Annotated in this window: 15 protein-coding genes and 1 pseudogene; 14 read left to right on the top strand and 2 right to left on the bottom strand. The window is 65.5% G+C overall.

Translation table 11 applies throughout. The features are described 5' to 3' along the window. Nucleotides 1-71: 71 nt before the first annotated feature. A complete protein-coding gene (locus B5F40_RS01285) occupies nt 72-1,622 on the bottom strand; it encodes an FAD-dependent oxidoreductase (RefSeq protein ID WP_162610845.1) in 1,551 nt (516 codons plus the stop codon). A 432-nt stretch (nt 1,623-2,054) separates the two neighbouring features. Between B5F40_RS01285 and B5F40_RS16510 the strand changes: the two genes are divergently transcribed. The 10 genes and pseudogenes from B5F40_RS16510 (at nt 2,055) to B5F40_RS01240 (ending at nt 12,796) form a co-directional block, all read left to right on the top strand. Next, on the top strand, nt 2,055-2,516 hold the full coding sequence (locus tag B5F40_RS16510) for a hypothetical protein (protein ID WP_239442841.1): 462 nt from the start codon (nt 2,055-2,057) through the stop codon (nt 2,514-2,516). Nucleotides 2,517-3,219: 703 nt separating this feature from the next. Then, nucleotides 3,220-3,501: a helix-turn-helix domain-containing protein gene (locus B5F40_RS16505; protein WP_239442840.1), complete on the top strand. Its 282-nt coding sequence runs from the start codon at nt 3,220-3,222 to the stop codon at nt 3,499-3,501. A 207-nt stretch (nt 3,502-3,708) separates the two neighbouring features. Further along, nucleotides 3,709-3,825: pseudogene (locus tag B5F40_RS16900) on the top strand (hypothetical protein); the annotation flags it as partial. Nucleotides 3,826-4,209: 384 nt separating this feature from the next. Further along, the gene (locus B5F40_RS01270; RefSeq protein WP_239442839.1) at nt 4,210-4,704 is read left to right on the top strand and encodes a TorD/DmsD family molecular chaperone; all 495 of its coding nucleotides are present in this window, start codon (nt 4,210-4,212) and stop codon (nt 4,702-4,704) included. 392 nt (nt 4,705-5,096) lie between these two features. Continuing rightward, nucleotides 5,097-6,443 carry a molybdopterin-guanine dinucleotide biosynthesis protein B gene (gene mobB / locus B5F40_RS01265; RefSeq protein WP_087192730.1) on the top strand — a complete coding sequence of 449 codons (1,347 nt, stop codon included), beginning with the start codon at nt 5,097-5,099 and terminating at the stop codon, nt 6,441-6,443. A gap of 12 nt (nt 6,444-6,455) precedes the next feature. Continuing rightward, nucleotides 6,456-7,604, top strand: coding sequence for a 4Fe-4S binding protein (locus B5F40_RS01260; RefSeq protein ID WP_087192573.1), 1,149 nt, complete (start codon nt 6,456-6,458; stop codon nt 7,602-7,604). Between the two features lie 40 nt (nt 7,605-7,644). After that, nucleotides 7,645-8,988: a cytochrome c biogenesis protein/redoxin gene (locus B5F40_RS01255; protein ID WP_087192572.1), complete on the top strand. Its 1,344-nt coding sequence runs from the start codon at nt 7,645-7,647 to the stop codon at nt 8,986-8,988. Nucleotides 8,989-9,758: 770 nt separating this feature from the next. After that, complete coding sequence (locus B5F40_RS01250; protein WP_087192571.1) at nt 9,759-11,456, top strand: FAD-dependent oxidoreductase; 1,698 nt, start codon at nt 9,759-9,761, stop codon at nt 11,454-11,456. Between the two features lie 3 nt (nt 11,457-11,459). Next, the gene (locus tag B5F40_RS01245) at nt 11,460-11,828 is read left to right on the top strand and encodes a cytochrome c3 family protein (RefSeq protein WP_087192570.1); all 369 of its coding nucleotides are present in this window, start codon (nt 11,460-11,462) and stop codon (nt 11,826-11,828) included. Nucleotides 11,829-12,142: 314 nt separating this feature from the next. Then, nucleotides 12,143-12,796, top strand: a complete 654-nt coding sequence (locus tag B5F40_RS01240) for a TetR/AcrR family transcriptional regulator (protein ID WP_239442838.1) — start codon at nt 12,143-12,145, stop codon at nt 12,794-12,796. 52 nt (nt 12,797-12,848) lie between these two features. Here B5F40_RS01240 and B5F40_RS01235 read toward each other — a convergent pair whose 3' ends face one another. Continuing rightward, nucleotides 12,849-13,532, bottom strand: a complete 684-nt coding sequence (locus B5F40_RS01235) for an alpha/beta fold hydrolase (protein WP_087192569.1) — start codon at nt 13,530-13,532, stop codon at nt 12,849-12,851. Nucleotides 13,533-14,195: 663 nt separating this feature from the next. Here B5F40_RS01235 and B5F40_RS01225 point away from each other — a divergent pair. From B5F40_RS01225 to B5F40_RS01210, 4 genes are all read left to right on the top strand, one after another. Next, on the top strand, nt 14,196-15,299 hold the full coding sequence (locus tag B5F40_RS01225) for a DUF917 domain-containing protein (RefSeq protein ID WP_087192567.1): 1,104 nt from the start codon (nt 14,196-14,198) through the stop codon (nt 15,297-15,299). Next, nucleotides 15,300-16,850, top strand: a complete 1,551-nt coding sequence (locus B5F40_RS01220) for a hydantoinase/oxoprolinase family protein (RefSeq protein ID WP_087192566.1) — start codon at nt 15,300-15,302, stop codon at nt 16,848-16,850. A 147-nt stretch (nt 16,851-16,997) separates the two neighbouring features. Further along, nucleotides 16,998-17,465, top strand: coding sequence for a YbaK/EbsC family protein (locus tag B5F40_RS01215; RefSeq protein ID WP_087192565.1), 468 nt, complete (start codon nt 16,998-17,000; stop codon nt 17,463-17,465). Continuing rightward, nucleotides 17,462-18,313, top strand: coding sequence for a histidine phosphatase family protein (locus tag B5F40_RS01210; RefSeq protein ID WP_239442837.1), 852 nt, complete (start codon nt 17,462-17,464; stop codon nt 18,311-18,313). Before B5F40_RS01215 ends, B5F40_RS01210 begins: the two co-directional genes overlap by 4 nt. Nucleotides 18,314-18,548: the final 235 nt, after the last annotated feature.

The raw sequence follows: 18,548 nt of genomic DNA, 5'->3' as shown, positions 1-18,548 counted from the left end.
TGCCGAGCTCCGTTCGCTGTCGTCTCTGAACAGCCGACCCGGATGGCTGACCGGAGAGTGGCGCGAGATCGTTAGGCTTCCTCTTCGGCAAGCGCATTTTCTCCGGCGCTGCGACCGAATGCGAGGGTCGAGAGGATGCCCGTTCCCGTTCCCGGATAATAGGAACCCATGAAACCGCCTGCCACCTGTCCTGCGGCGTACAGATGGGGAATGGGATCTCCGTTCGTGTCGAGCACTTGGGCTTTGGTATTGATTTTCAGGCCTCCGAGGGCTCCCAAGCTGTAATCGTAGCTTCGCGTGGCGTAAAACGGCGGCTCGTCGATGGGCTCCAGTCCGCATGCGCGCGTTGGGAATTGGCTATCTTTCTGTCCGGCTGCCATGTCGGAATTCCACGTGTCGATCGCGGTCGTGAGATTTGCGGCGGGAACGCTGATCTTGGAGGCCAACTCCTCGATCGTTTCGGCGACTATCACGGTGCCATCCTCTATCTCTTTGGAGAAGTCATCGCTCATCGGACTCACTCCGCCCACCACGCTGCCGGTGAGAGCGGCCGCTTTTGAATCGAACACGCCCCATGCGATGTGGTCTTCTTGGGCGAAGATCATGCGGAGCACCCAAGCGTAGTGGTCGGATTCGCTGACGAAGCGTCGCCCGTACTTGTTCACGATGATGCCGGGCACTTCCGGCATGTTGGGGAGCGTGGGGGTGCCTCCGATGTTGTTCGAGAGGCCGATGAAGCCGCCCATTCCCTCAAGCGCCGCGCCTACGGACATGCCCATGCGCAATCCGTCGCCTGTGTTCGTGGCGGCGGTCAGCGCGCGTCCGTCCGCAAGCGTTTGCACCATGTGGTAATTGAACGCCCGCGCGAACTCCTCGCTGCGGTCGTAGCTGCACGTGGCCAAGATGACGGCTTTCTTGCCGCGATAGCGCTTCTTGTCGTCGGCGACCACTCCGGTTATCGTTCCCTGGTCGTTCTGGACGAGCTGCTTGGCGGCGGTGTCGTAGACGAAAGTCACGCCTACCTCCTCGGCTGCTTTGAGCAGTGCGGCAACGTGGGCTTGGCCGTACACGAGGTCGTTTTCATCGGTGCCGCCAAGGTGGATGCGCGGCGCGATGACGTCGGGATCGACGTTGGGAACGGTGCCGTTCCCATATACAACCTCGTACTTGATCCCCAGTTCCTTCATGAATTCGATACAAGACGGGGCCTGGTCGCACGCGAAGCGCACAAGCTCTTCGTCGAGCTGCCCTTCTCCGCATTGCAGATAGTATTCGGCGTGCTTTTCGGGCGTGTCGTCACTTATGCCGGCGAGCGTTTTCTGCTCCTCGGTGCCAGCGGCCTGGATGACACCCGACGAATTGATGGTGTTTCCGCCGGCCGTGGATGCCGCTTCAAGCACGGTGACCGCCGCGCCGCCGCGTGCCGCGACGATGGCCGCGGTGAGGCCTGCACCTCCTGCTCCGATAACGAGAACGTCGGACTCCTCGTCCCAAGTTCCCGAATCCGCCGAAGGCTCGTTGCTGCTGGAAGGAGCACATCCCGCGATGCCGCAGACCGCTAGGCCTGCAGCCACCGCGCCGGCTCCCGTCAAAAACGTCCTTCTCGACACCGTTTTCTCCATGGGTTCCTCCTCCTGGGGTTGCGCTTTCCCGCTTCTGGGCGGGCCGATGGGGACTATAGGGGCGCGAAGGGTTGGATGGCAATCACACCAGCGATGTGATTGCCGGTGTGAATTTTGGGAAAGCTCAGATGATAGGAAGAATTGCGGTCGCAAGGCGCGGAGCTTCGGCAAGGCTGTCTGCATGAGATGAGGGCAAGAAGGCACTCCAAGGCGCGGTAGGTTTTCGCGCCTCGATGCTGAAGGGCTACTGACCGACTGCTTTGGGGGACTGCCCGAGCGGAGAGGTGAGTTTACTCCCTGCCGAGGCGAGTTTAATTCTCCTGCGACTCCTTTCGCCATTTCCTATGGAGCGGGATGCAATGCGAGGCGTCGGCAGCGAGGCGGGCTTGCTGCGGGATGCGCATCCGTCGTCGCGAGGTCAAGGGGGAGCATATGAGAGCGTGGCCGGCGGCGAGTTACTGGCGTTCGTGGATCTTCGTGGTGTACACGACGCCGATTTGGGGGCACCTCGCCCAGGGACAAGCCGCGTACCGCTCCTTCACCATGTATGCATGGTCGACCGTCGCTTTTGCGGCGGTCGCCGTGCTCCTGGCGCTTTTCCATGAAAGGACCTCCGATCTTCTCTCGCGCAAAAGGGTCATGTGCGCTGCAGATGCCGTCTCGTCCCCGGGCATGCTGATGGAGTACGTTGGCGCGTTCGCGTTTTCCGGAGGAGGGGACGTGCTGTTCGTGGCGGGAGCGCTTCTCACCGGCATCGGCACCGCCTTCATCACCGTCCGCGCCAGCCAAATATACGTGTCCTCTCGTCCGGCGGTCACCGTGACGAACACGGCGCTTTCCGAAGTGGTATCCGGGCTCGTTTCTTCTTCGTTGTGGGAACCGTTCCCACCATAGTGCTGTCGGTGGCAGCGTTGCTGCCGTTGGCCACCTCGCTTATGACGCCGTTCGACTTCGACGACGCCGAGAGCCTTCGCAAGCGCCCGTGCCGCCAAAGGATCGACCTCGATCCTTCGATTCGCAAGGCGGCCGCGTCGGCGTTCGTCCGTTTTCTTGCGGTGGCGTTCCTGCTCACCTTCATGGCCAACTTGTCGAAGGGGGCGTTCGCCTTGCAGGATGCCGAGGCCTCGTTTGCGGGCGGCGCGATGGGGGCATCCCTCGTCATCCTCGCTAGCTTCGCCTTTGGTGTTGGTGAGCAACCTGCCCAAGTCGTTCGATTTCGGCGTGGCGTACTATCCGTTCATGCTCGTGTAAAGCCTGTTCTCGCTGTTCGCGTGGTGCCTGCTGACGCATTTGGCGCGCAGCGACTACTGGAGCTCGGTTCAGGTGTTCGGGTGGGGCCGCTCCGTCTTCGCCTTGGGTTCTCTGATGGGGCTCGTGGTGGGCAGCGCTATCCCTCGTTCGGATTGGAGGGCTCGCGGTCGTTCGTGATCGGCTTGGTTCTGGCGTTTCTTCTCGTGGCCGTGTCCATGCTCATCTTTCGCGAGAGCGATGTGCGCACGATCACGAACGTGAGCTGGCTTTCCGGGGAGATACTGGCCTTGCCGAGCTGTCGTGTTGGGCGAGGCGGCCTTTCCAACCCTTCGTCCGAAGGGGGGGGATGCCTGCCGATGCGGGCGAAGAGCCGCGCTCTTCCCGCGTGCCCGGAGGGAGCGGTCAGCGATGCCTTTCCTCCGAGGAGTTCGCCGCCGACCATAACCTCACCTCCCGGGAATGCGAGGCGTTCGACCTCATGCTGCGCGGACACGATGCGAAGTCGATCAGCGAAGCGCTTGTGATCTCGGACAACATCGCCAAAGCCCATATCCGCAGCATTTACGCCAAAACGGGGGTGCCCACCCGTCAGGAGCTCTCCGTCGCCACCGAGCACCTTGACCGCTGACGGGGAGGGTTTCGGCGACGGCCGGGGCGAAGAGGCGCTCTGCTCAAGCTTACGCACGAATCTTCGAGGCTCACGCCTCTCAGGCGATGGCCGGGTCGCCTCGCATCGCGCACAATCCCTCTCGTGAAGGCCCCTTGCGACATGCTCGCTGCAAGCGCGTTGGCGCGAGGGGTCACGAGGAGACGAGAGGAAGGCGATGTGTATGAGTGCGCTCAACGTGTCGAGGCGGGGGTTCGTGAAGGCCACAGTCGCAACGGGCGCGTCGTCCGGCTGGAGGGCAACCCGGAAAGCCCCATCAGTCGCGGCGGCCTGTGCGCGAAGGGGTTGTCGGGCATCTAGGCGCTGTACAATCCCAGCTGCAACAAGTACTTGAGCGTGAAAGGCACTTGGAGGAGGCGTTCAAGGCCGCTCCAGGCAACCAGAAGGTGCTGATGGGGACGATGGAGGCGTGCCGGGTTCCGCGCACTGCCTCCGGGCTCGACGAGTTGATGGGGGAGGTGCTTCGCAGCAACCGGTTGGTGTACGGCCCGGTGGAGCTGCGCGCGCCGCTCGAGCGGTACGGCGCGCTTGCGTACGAGCCGAGCGAGGAAGAGCGCGCGGCGCTGCAGACGGCCTGCCAGGACGAGGGCTGCGAGCCGCCCTTGGACGACGACGGCAATTTCGTGGTGGCCGACCCCGCGAAGGGGGCGTGGTCGCTCGTCGAAGCGGGTGCTGCGTTTCTCGACGGACGAGGTGTGCGAGCCCGAGGGCCATTTGGCGTTCGAGCTGGAGTTCATGCAGCTTCTGGGGGATCGGGCGGTCGATGCGCTCGAGGCGGGGGACGAGGACGTGCGCGCTCAGATGCTGGAGGCTCGCCGGGCGTTTCTCGACGAGCACGTGCTGAACTGGGTGCCCGCGTTCGCCGCCAACGTGCGCCGCATCGTGCAGACGGGGTTCTACCGCGTGCTCGCTGACATCGTCGTGGGAGTTGTGGAGGCGGATCGGGCGTTTCTTGACGATGCGCTCGATCTCGCAGCGTGGCAAGCGGAGCGTCGGCTGCCAGGGTGGCAACCTTTTCGGAGGCGTTCTTGGGCGTTCGGTTGGGTTTTGCGGCCGCACGCCCCTTTTCGCGATCTTTGGCGTGCCGTGCCCGTCTACGACCGCGCATCCGCTTCGTTCGGAATTTCGCCCGGAGACGAAAAACGGGACGTTGCCGTCCCGTGAGCAAGAAGAAGGGTCCTGCCCCCTCCAAAAAACAGAACCCTTTTCTTCACGAAAGGGTCAAGCTTGTGTAAAGCGAGACACAGTATAGCATCGCCCTCCATGAAATATCAACATCTTTTTTCGGTGAGCTGTACGGGGCTGCTGGGGCGGCTCGCGGCTCGCACCGGCCCACGGGGAGGTGCGGTGACGCAAGGGAGGCGGGGGCGGACCAGTGGGCTGTGCGACGGTGGCGCGGGGGCGTGGCTTACGCCTTCGCTCTTCGCCCCTTCCGTCCTTCTCGGTGTGTTTGCGTGCGTTGCGCTTGCCGCCTCGTCGTTCCGTCGTCTTGCCGCAGCGAGCGGCGAGGCGGCTTCTGCTATACTGGGCGCCGAACAGACGAGGGCGAGGTGCGCATGATCAACATTCCCAGTCCGGCCCTGTCCATCGTGGGTCGGCACAACTCAGGCAAGACGACGCTCATCGAGCGGCTCATCGCGGAGCTCGTGCGTCGCGGGCACGACGTGGGCAGCGTGAAGCACCACAGCCACGTGGGATTCGACATCGACATCCCCGGCAAGGACTCGTACCGTCATCGGGCGGCGGGGGCGAGCGAGACGGTGATCGCGGCGCCGGGGCAGATGGCGTGCGTCAAGACGGTGGAGGGCGAGCTGGAGTGCGCCGACATCGTGCGTGGCATGCCGGGACACGACATCGTGGTGGTCGAGGGCTATCGAAAAAGCGGGCTGCCCACCGTCGAGATCATGCGCGCGGGAAACGAGGCCGATGCGAGGGTGGCCGAGGTGTTCGCCGAGGGCGCGCGGTGCGGCTGGCCGCTCGGTACGGACTTCACGCAGTTCACGCGTGGAGCGGTGCCGCACGCCGACGACGAGGCGCGCGAGGCGCTGCGGCGCGCCGAGGTCGATTCGCGCGAAGCGGCTGGCCGTGCGTCGGGCGAGCATTTCAAAACCCAGCACCCCGACCACGCCGACATCTCCAACAAGCTGCCCACCGCGAACACGGTGGCCGTGGTCACCGACATCGACGTGGCGCTCGAGGCGGCGGCGATTTACGGCGTGCCGGCCTTCGGCTTCGACGACGTAGCGGGCCTTGCGGGCTTCGTCGAGGAACATTATGTGCGCCCGCGCGTGACGGTGGTCATCCAGGCCGGCGGCGAGAGCCGCCGCATGGGTCGGAGCAAGGCGACGGTGCCGTTCGCGGGCCGACCCCTCATCTGCCGGATCGTCGAGCGCTTGGCTCCTGCGGCGGACGATCTGGTCATCACCACGAACGAACCCGAGAACCTGGCGTTTCTCCATGCGGAGTTCCCGCAACTTCGCATCCAGCTTGTGCGCGACGTGTACGACGTGCGGGGGGCGCTGCCGGGGTTGTGCACCGCGCTCGAGTCCGCGCGCAATCCCTTCGTGGCCGTCGTGGCTTGCGACATGGTGTTCGCGTCCGCGTCGCTGGTGGTGGCCGAAGCGCTGGCCATGAACGAATCCGGCGCCGACGTGGTGGTCCCGGTGAACAAGCACGGCTTCGAGCCCTTCCATGCGCTCTACCGTCGAGCTAGCTGCCTGCCTGCCGTGCGCGCGGCCGTCGATCGGGGCGAGAAGCGCGCCCAGTCGTTTTTCGGCGAGGTGGATGTGCTCGAGTTCACGCAGGATCGCGTGCTGGAGGCCGAGCCCATGGGGGGATGCTTCATCAACGCCAACACGCCCGAGGAGCTGCATGCCCTCGAGGAGTCGTTCCTCGAGAAGTGAGGAGGTTCTTGGATGCCGAATCTCATCGACATCGTGGAGGTGGCCGAAGCGCTTGAGACGAAGGCGGTGTACCTTGCGTCCGACCGCTGCGTCGTGGTGCGCAACCGCCATGCATCGTGCGCGAAGTGCTCGGAGGCGTGCCCGACGGGCGCGGTGTTCGCCGCCGACAACGTGCTTTCCCTCGACGCCGAGGCGTGCGTGGCCTGCGGAGCCTGCACCACGGCGTGTCCCACCGAAGCGCTCATCCCCCTGCAGCCGCTCGACGACGACTTGGCGTCTGCGGTGGCTGCCGGCGTGGCGGCTGCCGGCGGCACGGCTGTGTTCGCGTGCGCGCGCATCGCGTCGAAGCACGTGGGCGATCCGACGAAGTACGCCGAGGTGCCGTGCCTTGCGCGCATGGAGGAGAGCGTGCTTCTGGGTTTGGCCGCGCGCGACGTGCGCGACATCGTGCTGGTGGACGGCACGTGCGCCACGTGCAAGTTCCGTGCGAACGTCTCCGGCATCGATGCGGTGGTGGCCTCGGCCAACGACCTCATCGCGGCGCAGGGTTCGGATGTCCGCGTAAGGCGCGCGTCGACGTTCCCCGAGAACGTGCTGTTGGAGGATCGGCGCACGCTTCTGGGCGAATCGCGCCGCGGGTTCTTCGCGAGCGCGCGCTCGCGTGCCAAGAACGCGGCAGGTACGGCGGCCGAGGTGATGATGTTCAAAAACGAAGGCGCCGGGGCTCCGACGCTGCGCGATCGGCTGCGCATGTCGGATGCGGGGACCCTTCCCCAGTTCAACCCTCAGAGGCGCATGCGCGTGCTCGATGCGATGGACGCGCTGGGCCCCTCTGTGGTGCCCGAGATCGACACGCGCCTGTTCGGCAGCGTGCGCATCGATGCCGAGCGCTGCTCGGCGTGCGGCATGTGCACGGTGTTCTGCCCGACGGGCGCCCTGAGGAAAAGCGAGGTCGCGCCTGAAGACGGCGTGGGCAGCTACCTGGAGTTTTCGACAGCTGACTGCGTGCAGTGCAACCTGTGCGCGGACGCATGCCTCAAAGACTGCCTCGAGGTGGACTCGACGGTGAGCACCGAGGAGCTGTTCGATTTCGAGCCGCGGCTCATCCGCTTGCCCGACCCCCCGAAGCGCGCCGGCATTCTATCGAGCCTCAAGCGGTAGGTGCGGTGGCTCGACGCTCGACAACGGATAAGGAGATCGCATGGGTTTTTCCCTCGAGACGAGCGTTTCTGCTCTCACGGTGTTCGCGCAGGGGCTTTTGAGCTTCTTCTCGCCGTGCGTGCTCCCGCTCATACCGCTGTACGTGGGTTATCTCGCCGGCGGCACGGCGAAGGTGCGCGATGACGGCACCATCGAGTATCCGCGCGCGAAGGTGCTCGTGAACACCGCGTTCTTCGTCGTCGGCGTGAGCTTCGCGTTCTTCTTGCTGGGCTTTGGCTTCACGACGCTCGGCCAGTTCTTCACGGGCAACCAGCGCGCGTTCTCGGTGGTGGCGGGCGTCATCATGGTGCTGTTTGGCCTGTACATGCTGGGGGCGTTCGGCAAGGCGCGCGCGGTGGAGACCGAGCGGCGGCTGCCGTTCCGGCTCGACCGCTTCGCGATGAACCCGCTCGTGGCGCTGGTGCTCGGCTTCACGTTCAGCTTCGCGTGGACGCCGTGCGTGGGGCCGGTGCTGGCGAGCGTGCTGCTCATGGCGTCGTCGAGCGCCTCTGCTTGGGCGGGGTACGCGCTCGTGGGCGTGTACACGCTCGGGTTCGTGCTGCCGTTTCTGGCGGTGGGGTTGTTCACAGGTGAGGTCCTGCGGTTCTTCCGCACGCACGGCAACGTGGTGAAGTACACGGTGAAGGTGGGCGGCGCGCTGCTCATCGTCATGGGGCTCATGACCGTGACGGGATGGATGAACGGCGTGACGAGCTACCTGTCGTCGTTCGGCGCGGCGCCGGCTGCGCAGGAGCAGCCGGCGGGCGCGGGCGCCGGGGGCGGCGAGGCCGCGGATGGCGGGGCCGCGAAAGCCGATGAGGGCCAGGAGGCCGCATCTTCCGATGCCGAATCGGGTTCTTCCGGCGAACCCGATTCTGACGCGACGCCGGCTCCGCTCGCCGACCTCACGTTGGTCGACCAAAACGGCGTGGAGCACAAGCTGTCCGACTACAGGGGCAAGACGGTCTTCCTCAACTTCTGGGCCACCTGGTGCGGACCGTGTCAGCGCGAGATTCCCGACATCGAGGCGCTGTACAATGATCGCGGCAAGAACGAGGGCGATCTCGTGGTGCTGGGCGTGGCCAATCCCAAGACGCCCGAGCATCCGCAGAACAGCGATGTGAGCGTGGACGAGGTGAAGGCGTTCATCGACGAGCAGGGCATCACCTATCCCGTGCTCATGGACACCTCGACCCAGCTCTTCGGCGCATACGGCATCATGTCGTTTCCCACCACGTTCATGATCGACAAGGACGGCAACGTGTTCGGCTACGTCTCGGGCATGCTCACCGCCGACATGATGGAGAGCATCGTCGAGCAGACGCTTTCGGGCGAGCGGAGGTAGCGGGCACGGCGAGCTCGCTGTGCGGATTGTCGGCTTTGTCGGAGCGGCGCGATGCCGACACTGCGCTGTTAAAGGGCGATGCGCGAATGTGCGCTTCGAATACGGAGATGGGTTTTCGGCGCCTCGCGCCCCGCGACAGGGGTGTTTGATGCTCTTCGTTTGCAGGGCAGCTTGCGGACCCGTTGTCAGAAACCGTCGTTTGCCCCCTCGTCTGGAACGCTCGTCGACGTCAGCAAGTCGAACGGTCGGCAAGAACAAATGTTTCATGTGAAACATTCGCTCGCCGCTGGGGAAATCCAGGCAGCCGATGCGCTTCGGGCGTTCGCCCGCCCCGTGCCCACTTCGCGTCCATTCCTCGTTCGCCTCATTCCCGCTCCGCGTCCGCCCCATTCCCCACTCGCGTCCGTCCCCGTTTACCCCATGCCCGCCTCGTGCTCGTCCCCCAAGCCTGCCGACAATTGCGCAGGGCCGTCCAAGCACGTTCGCCCCATGCCCGTTCCGTGCCCGCCTCGTGCTCGCCCCCTCCGTTCGCCTCGTGCCCGCTCCGCATCCTTGCGCCCTTCTGGTTCGCAAACCTCCTTGACTCTTCTATCTTTACAATGTAAATATAATGAGCTATTCTAAGTTTACACCGTAAAGATATGCCCATTCCGTGAGGTTCCGCAGGGGCCGTGTGCTGCGAACGCGCCGCTCGCGAGCGGCGCGTTCGGTCACGACGCCACCGTCCCGGAGGCGCCGATTCGGGAAGGCTGCGAAAAAAGGGGGGAGCCATGGGGGCAATCGACGTATCGCGTCGTTCGTTCCTGAAAGGGGTTGGTATGGCCGGCTTGTCGGCCAGCGCGCTGGGTGCGCTCGGCACAGCGGGCGTGGCGCTTGCCAACGAGGGCGCGCCAGCAGCGACAAGCGACCAGGTGGATCAGTACCGTCGGCTCGCTTGCGACACGAACCTCGTGCCGGTGAAGAAGGCGGCATGTCCGGGTCCGCGCGGCCCGATCGGGTTCGAAGACCGCGACATCTCGGCAAGCGAGATCGTTTCTACCGAGGAGTGCGACGTTGTTGTGGTCGGCGCTGGTATCGCCGGCTTGATGGCCAGTCTCAAGGCTGCCGAGGAGGGCGCGAGGGCCGTCTGCATCGAGAAGATGTCGAAGGGCCGCGGTTGCTTCGAGTGCTTCGGCGCCGTGAACGCGAAGTGCCAGGAGGGAAGCGTCATCGACAAAGTGGCGCTGCTCGACGAGATGTACCGCAGCGCCTACTGGCGCGTGCGCCCCGAGCCTATCCGCACCTACGTCGACCGTTCGGGCGAGGCCACGGACTTCTGGCAGGCCATGTTGGACAAAGGCTCGAACGGATTCGTTATCTCCAAAGTGGAGCAGGCGCCGTCCACCTGCGGTATGCCAGCGACGACCCCGATTATCGATACAGAGCTCGGATTCTACGACAGCCCGTCGCTGCCGCCCGACGCAGGCGTGCGCTCCGGCTACTCGGGCATCTACGTGTGTCTCGAGATGCAGGAAGTGGCGAAAGGCTACGACAACCTCGATCTGCGCTTCAACACGCCCGGCGTGCAGCTCGTCCGCGAGGGCGACGGACGCGTGAGCGGCGTCATCGCGAAAAACGGCGATGGGTACGTGCGGATAAATGCTGGCAAGGGCGTCATCTTGGCAACGGGTGGCTATGATGCGAACCCTGGGTTGATGGAGGCATGGACGCGTCCTGAGGACTACGCCACGTCGAGTTGGTGGAACCCCGGTTGGGGAACGACGGGCGACGGCCATCTCATGGGCATCAAGGTGGGCGCGCAGATGGATCCCTGTCCGCAGCCGGTCATGAACTTCCGTTGGGGCAGCCCCGATTCGTTCTACGACGCGCGCGCTTGGAACGCCATCTCCTTCGCCATCATGGTGAACGGCGACGGCAAGCGCTTCGTGCGCGAGGACCTTCCGTTCCAGAGCGTGTCCAACGCGCAGAACGCCCAGCCCGGCTACGGGAAGAACTGCTGGGAGGTGTTCGACGAGACCATGTTCGAAGGCATGGAGGACGCCGTTGAAGAGTTCAAGGGCAAGGGCTGGCTGTTCGAAGGTTCCTCGCCCGAGGAGCTTGCGAAGTCGTGCGGTGTCGACCCGCAAGGCCTCGCCGACACCGTCGAGCGCTACAACGGCTTCTTCAGGGCCGGTGTGGACGAGGACTTCGGACGAGACTTGAATGCCGCCAAGCCCCTCACCGGCGCGCGTTTCTTCGCGCTGACCACGAATAGCTGCATCTTGGCCACAGCGGGCGGCCTTACCATTGACGGGTCGTGCCGTGTGCTCGATGTCAACGACGTCGTCATAGAGGGTCTCTACGCAGTCGGCAACACGTCGGGCAATTTCTTCGCGGGCAACTATCCGCGCCATATTCCGGGAACGTCCATTGGACGCGCTGTCACGTTCGGCTACGTTGCCGCCGAGCATGTTGTGGGAGGAGCATAAGCCATGGCGAACGTGAGACGATCTGCGGCTGGCTTTCTGGTCGCTGCCGCGCTCGTGCTGTGCGTGGCTTTGGGGCTTGCGGCATGCGCGCCGCGTGCCGCCGATTCGGCTTCCGGCGGTTCGCAGGCGTCAGCCGCTCGGACCGTTGGCGACGGCGCGGGCTCTTACGTGTCCGACGAGCAGTGCCTGAGCTGCCATGGCGGCTCTTACGAGGCGTTGGCCGAGGTCACCTCTTCCTACGGGCCCAGCAACCCGCATGACTCCGTCCATGGCGGATACAGCTCGTGTATCAACTGCCATGCGCGCGACAAGGAAATCACCGACAACCAGTGCCTTCATTGCCACGATTGGCCGCATAACCCCGGGAATTAGGACGTGCCCTGCGCGTGCACGCTGTTGGTGCGCAAGGCTGCTGGCTTGAATCTGCGATGTGGGCTTTTGCCGTACGCATGCCGTGCGCCGAGGACATGTCGCTCGAGGGGGCTTCCGAAAGGAGCGCTCTGCACGCGCGTCGCACTCGATGCGCGTGGATGCCTACTTCCGTTCATGCGATCGGGCGCCTTTGCGGTTCTCGCATCGTGCTCGCTGGTTTTCGTGTGGCGGAAAGGGGTCGGCTCGATGAGCCTTTCGGATGCGCGTATACTGGCGGGGATGAAAGCGAGCCGTTGCAAAGAAAGACGCCCCGAGTGAAAAACGAATCGAACCCTCTGGCGAAACGTTCGTTAACCAAAGAGATCATCGTCGAAGCCGCCTATCGTATGATAGATCGGGATGGCATGCGCGCGTTCTCGATGCGCGCGCTCGGGGCAGAGCTGGGAGTGTCGGCCATGGCGTTCTACGCGCATTTTTCATCGCGCGAGGAGGTGCTTGCCGCAGTGCTCGAGCGCTTCATGGAGACTATGGACACCGATCCGGTCCCCGGTGAGCGCTGGGACGATACGATGCGGCGCACGATGACGTCAATCCATCGCGAGTTCTGCGCTCACCCCAACATGTACGATATCGATCTCGATTCGAGTGCGTCGTATCGCGGGCTGGCCGCGCACACGCGCAAGATCGTGGGACTGCATCTTTCCCAGGGCATTCCCGAAGACGTGCTGGCCAAGGCGTGGGCCATGGTCGATGCGTTTTTGACGGGGTTCGACTCCAACGCCATCGCAACGGAGCGGATGCGCCGCGCCATCTCGCTTGATGGCGTCGACGACGACCTTCCCACATGGGAGCGGGTGGTTCGTGCTGCCTATTCGGAAGAGTCGTTCCAAAACGGCATCGAGATGATCGTCATGGGTGTGCGAGGCCTTGCGGCGCCCGATCCGTGCGAGTGGCGCACCCCGGAATAGCGGCCGAGCGGACGGGCGGGTTTGGGCACCGCCTTGCGCCCGCATGTGCGCCTTACGCTTCCAGCAGGAAGCGCTCGACTTCGCGATTGAAGGCTTCAGGGTTCTTGGCGGCGACGAAATGGTCGCCAGGGACGAGCGCAAGGCGCGCGTTCGGGATGCTCTCGGCGATGAGGCGGGTGTGGTCCTCGCGGATCATGTCGTTTTCGCCCGCGATGACGAGCGTGGGCGCGGTGAGCACAGCCAGCTCCTCGGGCGCGACGTTCGGGTCGTTCACCATAAGGCCCAGCATCTCGGCGTTCGCGCGGGCCTTTGCGCTGAGGCCGGCGAACAGGCGTGCTATGCGATAGCCCAGCTCAATGGGAACCTGCACGGAGCGCTTCACGCCGCGGGCGTTCAGGTTCGCGCCGTTGAGGACGAGCTTTCCCACGCGTTCAGGATGGGCGAGCGCGAACACGAGCGCGACGTTGCCGCCGTCGGAGAACCCGAGCAGGTGCGCGCGCTCGATGCCGCGCGCGTCCAAGAACGCCAGCAGGTCGCGGGCGAACTGCCGGATGGTGAAGGGCGCTTCCCCGCGCGGCGATTGCCCATGTCCGCGCGTGTCGAGCGCCAATACGCGGAAGCGCTGCGAGAAGCGCGCGATCTGGTGCGCGAAGTAGGTGCCGTCCTCGCCGTTGCCGTGCAGCAGGACAAGGGGCTCTCCGTCACCGGTTTCCTTGCAGTGCAGTTCGATGTCCATGAGCGCCTTCCATTCGTCTGGTCTGCCCGCACCCTGTGCCGGGCACCCTCCGATGATAGCAGGCGCATCGGCATCGTGCGCGAAAGTTCGATTTGGGAGCGGCGAGTCGGTGAATGCGCGCTTGCGCCGCCTTGCGTGTTGCGAAAACATACCGAAATGGACATGGATTCCCGTTCTGGCACGGTTTTGTCCGCTCGAAGGCCCGGCGAAGGAAACATGAAGAAACCGACCTGGGCTTTAGCAGGCGTGCGGGAAGCCGGCGGCGTGTTTTTGCGCCAGAGCGGGAATCTGTGGCCAAAAAAGAGCGTTGGGCTTGCACGCAACGGGAATCTGCCCCTTCCCTCGCGTGCGGGCGATCTGGGCGCAAGCTGGGGAAAAGGAAACTCGGCGCGACGGCGCTCGATGCGGCGCTTTTCGTCGGGACGGCGAGCTCTTCGCCGGACGCATCGTGTTCAGCCGGCCTACGGGCGCGCAATCGGCTATCATAGACGGCGTTGCGCACGACGCGGATGATGCGGATGACACGCGCGCTGCGCACGACGCGCGCGCCGTGGGCGACGCGCGTCGCTCGGATGCGGCAAGCGGCGTGTTCGCAGCAAAAGAGACTGCCGAAGCGAACGAAGTCGCGCACGGCGCGGCGGATGGCATACGGGAAGGACGGGCATGAGGAAGATCGGCATCCAAGAGATCGAGGACATCGCGCTGGGCGCGGCGCTCCTCGGCGCAGGCGGGGGCGGCGACCCCTACATCGGCAAGCTCACGGCCATCGGCGCGGTGAAGGAATGCGGCGAGGTGGACCTCATCAGCGCCGAGGAGGTGCCCGAGGGCGCGTTCATCATGCCGGCGGCGTCCATGGGCGCGCCGACCATCCTCGCCGAGAAGGGCGTGGGCGCAAACGAGTTCGCCAAGCTGTTCGACATGGTGTCGCGCTACTACGGCAAGCCCGTGTACGCCACCATGCCCATGGAGGCCGGCGGCGTGAACTCCATGCTGCCCATCGCGGCGGCCGCGCGTCTCGGCATCCCGATGGTGGATGCCGACGGCATGGGGCGGGCGTTCCCCGAGCTGCAGATGGTCACGTTCACCATCGGCGGAGCGTCGGCCACCCCCATGGCGTTCATCGACGAGAAGGGCAACTCGGGCATCCTCGACACCGTTACGAACAAGTGGACCGAGGACATCGCCCGCGCAGCCACCATGACCTGCGGCGGCACGCTGACCATCGCGCTCTTTTGCATGGATGCCGCCACGTGCAAGAACTACGGCGTGCATGGCATCGTGACGCGTTCCGAGGAGATCGGGCGCGCCATCCGCCTGGCCAAGGACGAGGCGGCAGCGGCTGGTCTTTCGCCCGAGGAGTACTTCCTGCAGTTCACGGGCGGGCACAAGCTGTTCAAGGGCAAGATCGTCGACGTGCTGCGCGAGACGCGCGGGGCATTTAACTTCGGCAAGGTGGTGCTGGAGGGCATCGGCGAGGATCGCGGTAGCCGGGCAGCCGTGGAGTTCCAGAACGAGAACCTCAGCTGCACGGTGGACGGCGAGATCGTGGCCACGGTTCCCGACCTCATCTGCCTCGTGGATCCCGACACGTTCACGCCCGTGCCCACCGACGCGCTCAAGTACGGCAAGCGCGTGCTGGCGGTGGGCCTCGAGTGCTTCGACATGTGGCGCACGCCGGCGGGTCTCGAGCTGGTGGGGCCGCGCTACTTCGGCATCGACGCCGACTACATCCCCGTTGAAGAGCGCTGCGTGCGGAAGGGAGCGTAAATGTACAAACTGGGTATCGACGTGGGCGGGACGAACACGGATGCCGTACTGATCGACGAGGCCCGTTGCGTGGTGGCCGCCGTGAAGAACCCCACGTCCGGCGACATCTACACGGGCATCATGGGCGCGGTGGACGCCGTGCTTGAGCAGAGCGGGGTCGATCGCGCGCTCATCGGGCAGGCGATGCTCGGCACCACCCAGTGCACGAACGCCATCGTGGAGCGCAAGGGCCTCGCGCCCATAGCCGTTCTGCGCATCGGCGCGCCGGCGTCGGTGGGCATTCCGCCGATGGTGGACTGGGACGCCGACATCGCGGCGGTGTGCGTGGGCTCCGCCGTCATAGAGGGCGGCTTCGAGTACGACGGCAAGCGCTTGGCGTCGTTCGACGAGGCCGCATGCCGCGCGTTCTTCGAAGGCGTGCGCGGGCGTGCGGAGGCCGTGGCCATCTCATGCGTGTTCTCCACAGTGCGCAACGACGACGAGCTGGCCGCCGCCGCGATCGCGCGCGAGGTGCTGGGCGAGGGCGCGCATGTGTCCATCTCGAGCGAGATCGGCTCGATGGGCCTGATCGAGCGCGAGAACGCCACTATCCTGAACGCGGCGCTGTACGATGTGGCGCGCCGGTTCACGGAGGGCTTCGCGCAGAGCCTGGCCGACAAGGGCGTGGCGAACGCCGAGGTGTACCTGTCGCAGAACGACGGCACGCTCATGACCATGGAACACGCGCGCCGCTATCCCATCCTCACCATCGCGTGCGGGCCGACGAACTCCATCCGCGGTGCGAGCTACCTCACGCGCAAGTCCGACGCCATCGTCATCGATGTGGGCGGCACGACCACCGACCTGGGCGTTCTGACGCACGGCTTCCCACGCGAGAGCGGCGTGGCAGTGACTATCGGCGGCGTGCGCACGAACTTCCGCATGCCCGACGTGGTGTCCATCGGCCTGGGCGGCGGCTCCATCGTGCGCGTGGCCGACGACGGCGGCGTCACCGTGGGCCCCGACTCGGTGGGTTACGAGATAGCAAGCAAAGCGCTCGTGTTCGGCGGCGACGTGATGACGGCCACCGACGTCGCCGTGCGCCTCGGCATGGCCGAAGTGGGCGATCCCGCGCTTGTGGCCGACATCCCCCAGGACGTGGCCGAGCGGGCAATGGCCGTCATCAGGGCTCTCGTGGAGGATGCCGTCGACGCGATGAAGGTGTCGAGCGATCCCATCGACGTGGTGCTCGTAGGCGGCGGCGCCATCGTGCTGCCGCGCGATTTGGCGGGCACGGCCAGCGTGGAGCGTCCCGAGCGCGCGGGCTGCGCGAACGCCATCGGTTCGGCCATCTCGAAGGTGAGCGGGGTGTACGAGGCGCTCGTGGACTACGACGTTACGCCGCGCGACGAGGCGCTGGCCATCGCGCGCGCTGCGGCCGTGGACGCCGCCGTGGGGGCGGGCGCCGTGCGCGATACCGTGGAGGTCGTTGATGCGGAGGATGTGCCGTTGGCGTACTATCCGGGCCATACGAACCGTGTGAAGGTGAAGGCTGCGGGAGACTTGGCGTAGCGCGATGCGGGAAGGGCGGTCGCGCGGCGTGCGTCGTTCGGCCGGGGCGCGGCGCGCCCTTGCGCTTGTGGGTGCCTCCCGCCTTTGATCCGTGCGCTATACTGAGGCGCAAGGACGATATGCATCGGGAAAGCGGGGTGGGCGGCTATGGCCATCGACGGAGTGAGAGCGCACCTGCGCGCGTTGGGCATGGAGGATCGCGTGCTCGAGTTCGAGACGTCGAGCGCGACGGTGGATCTGGCGGCCCGGGCCATGGGGTGCGATCCGGCGCACATTGCGAAGACGCTGTCGTTTCACGTGGGTGATCGGGTCGTCCTCGTGGTGGCGGCGGGCGATGCGCGCATCGACAACCCCAAGTTCAAGGCACGCTTCGGCTGCAAGGCGAGGATGCTCAAAGCTGAGGAGGCCGAGCCGCTCGTCGGCCACGGCGTGGGCGGGGTGTGCCCGTTCGCCGTGAACGATGGCGTGGAGGTGTGCCTCGACGAATCGCTGCGGCGCTTCGACGTGGTGTATCCGGCGGCTGGCAGCGCTTCGAGCGCGGTGCGGCTTTCGCCCGATGAGCTTGCCCGTTGCGCCGAGCCCTGCACGTGGGTCGACGTGTGCAAGCTGCCATGAGGGGCAAGGCGGAGCAGGCGTGCGGACCGATTGCTGGCGTGGCGAAGCTCGGCGGGTCCTCCATGTCCGTCGAGCGTTCCCCGGCGGCCTCGCTGGCACCGCCGGTCCCGTCCGCGGCAGCTGCTCCGCTCGCCTTTTCGGCAGCTCCGGGTTCGACGGACGACGCTCCCGTGACGTTCTACGTGGTGCGCCATGGGCAGACCCTGTTCAACGTCATGGGCAAGGTGCAGGGCTGGTGCGACACGCCCCTTACGCCGGAGGGCGTGGCGAGCGCGGAGGCGCTTGGCAGGGGTTTGGCCGAGGTGGAGTTTGTCGCTGCGTTCTCAAGCGATAGCGGTCGGGCCGTGCAGACGGCGTCGACGCTGCTCGAAGCCCGTGCCCAGGCTCGAGGCGAGGGGTTGCACGCGAGGCTTTCGGCCATGTCCGATCCGCGCTTGCGTGAATGGTGCTACGGAGATCTGGAGGGCGAGCCGGGGGAGCTTCTGCACGCCGTGCTCGACGCCGGCTTCGGCGCTTCGCTGTCGTTCGAGGAGCACAATCGCCGATTGCCCGAGGTGGCCGACGTCATCGCAGATGCCGATTCTTCGGGTCGCGCCGAGCGCTTCGACGCCATCGAGGCCCGGCTCGGGGGCTTCCTTCGCAACACGGGGCGCGATGCGCTCGAGCGGGGCGGCGGCAACGTGCTCGTGGTGACGCATTCCTTCGTTGTGCGCACGCTCGTGTACCTCATCGATCCTGCGCGCGTGAACGATCCGGTGAAGATACCCAACACAAGCGTCACGCGCATCGGCTATGACGGCGAGCGTTTCGTCTTGGGCGAGATCGGCTCCACCGCTTGGCGCGCATAGCCGGGTTCGCGCTCACCCAGAGCGGGGCGATGGCGCGCACGAGGGCGTGGCGCGCTTGGGCGGCGGAAACGGGTCTGCGCCGGTCGGTTTCTTCTTCGAAGCGACAAGAGCGCAAAGAGTGGGGGCTTCGGCCTTCCGCCGCATAACGTCTCCGTGCCTTCTTTGCGGAGGCGTTATGCGATGGCGCATTCGGGGGCAGGGGAGCGTCTGTCGGATGCGCGTCGCGATGGGGGGG

Origin of the sequence: Gordonibacter sp. An230 (assembly GCF_002159915.1) — a bacterium.
Lineage (GTDB): Bacteria > Actinomycetota > Coriobacteriia > Coriobacteriales > Eggerthellaceae > Rubneribacter.
Note: the sequence above shows the minus strand (reverse complement) of the source record. Positions and strands in the feature narration are given on the sequence as shown.

Excerpts from the sequence above, each read along its gene's own strand:
- B5F40_RS01285 (WP_162610845.1), bottom strand. The coding sequence starts at position 1,622 with ATGGAGAAAACGGTGTCGAGAAGGACGTTTTTGACGGGAGCCGGCGCG.
- B5F40_RS16510 (WP_239442841.1), top strand. The coding sequence starts at position 2,055 with ATGAGAGCGTGGCCGGCGGCGAGTTACTGGCGTTCGTGGATCTTCGTG.
- B5F40_RS16505 (WP_239442840.1), top strand. The coding sequence starts at position 3,220 with ATGCCTGCCGATGCGGGCGAAGAGCCGCGCTCTTCCCGCGTGCCCGGA.
- mobB (WP_087192730.1), top strand. The coding sequence starts at position 5,097 with ATGATCAACATTCCCAGTCCGGCCCTGTCCATCGTGGGTCGGCACAAC.
- B5F40_RS01260 (WP_087192573.1), top strand. The coding sequence starts at position 6,456 with ATGCCGAATCTCATCGACATCGTGGAGGTGGCCGAAGCGCTTGAGACG.
- B5F40_RS01255 (WP_087192572.1), top strand. The coding sequence starts at position 7,645 with ATGGGTTTTTCCCTCGAGACGAGCGTTTCTGCTCTCACGGTGTTCGCG.
- B5F40_RS01250 (WP_087192571.1), top strand. The coding sequence starts at position 9,759 with ATGGGGGCAATCGACGTATCGCGTCGTTCGTTCCTGAAAGGGGTTGGT.
- B5F40_RS01245 (WP_087192570.1), top strand. The coding sequence starts at position 11,460 with ATGGCGAACGTGAGACGATCTGCGGCTGGCTTTCTGGTCGCTGCCGCG.
- B5F40_RS01235 (WP_087192569.1), bottom strand. The coding sequence starts at position 13,532 with ATGGACATCGAACTGCACTGCAAGGAAACCGGTGACGGAGAGCCCCTT.
- B5F40_RS01225 (WP_087192567.1), top strand. The coding sequence starts at position 14,196 with ATGAGGAAGATCGGCATCCAAGAGATCGAGGACATCGCGCTGGGCGCG.
- B5F40_RS01220 (WP_087192566.1), top strand. The coding sequence starts at position 15,300 with ATGTACAAACTGGGTATCGACGTGGGCGGGACGAACACGGATGCCGTA.
- B5F40_RS01215 (WP_087192565.1), top strand. The coding sequence starts at position 16,998 with ATGGCCATCGACGGAGTGAGAGCGCACCTGCGCGCGTTGGGCATGGAG.
- B5F40_RS01210 (WP_239442837.1), top strand. The coding sequence starts at position 17,462 with ATGAGGGGCAAGGCGGAGCAGGCGTGCGGACCGATTGCTGGCGTGGCG.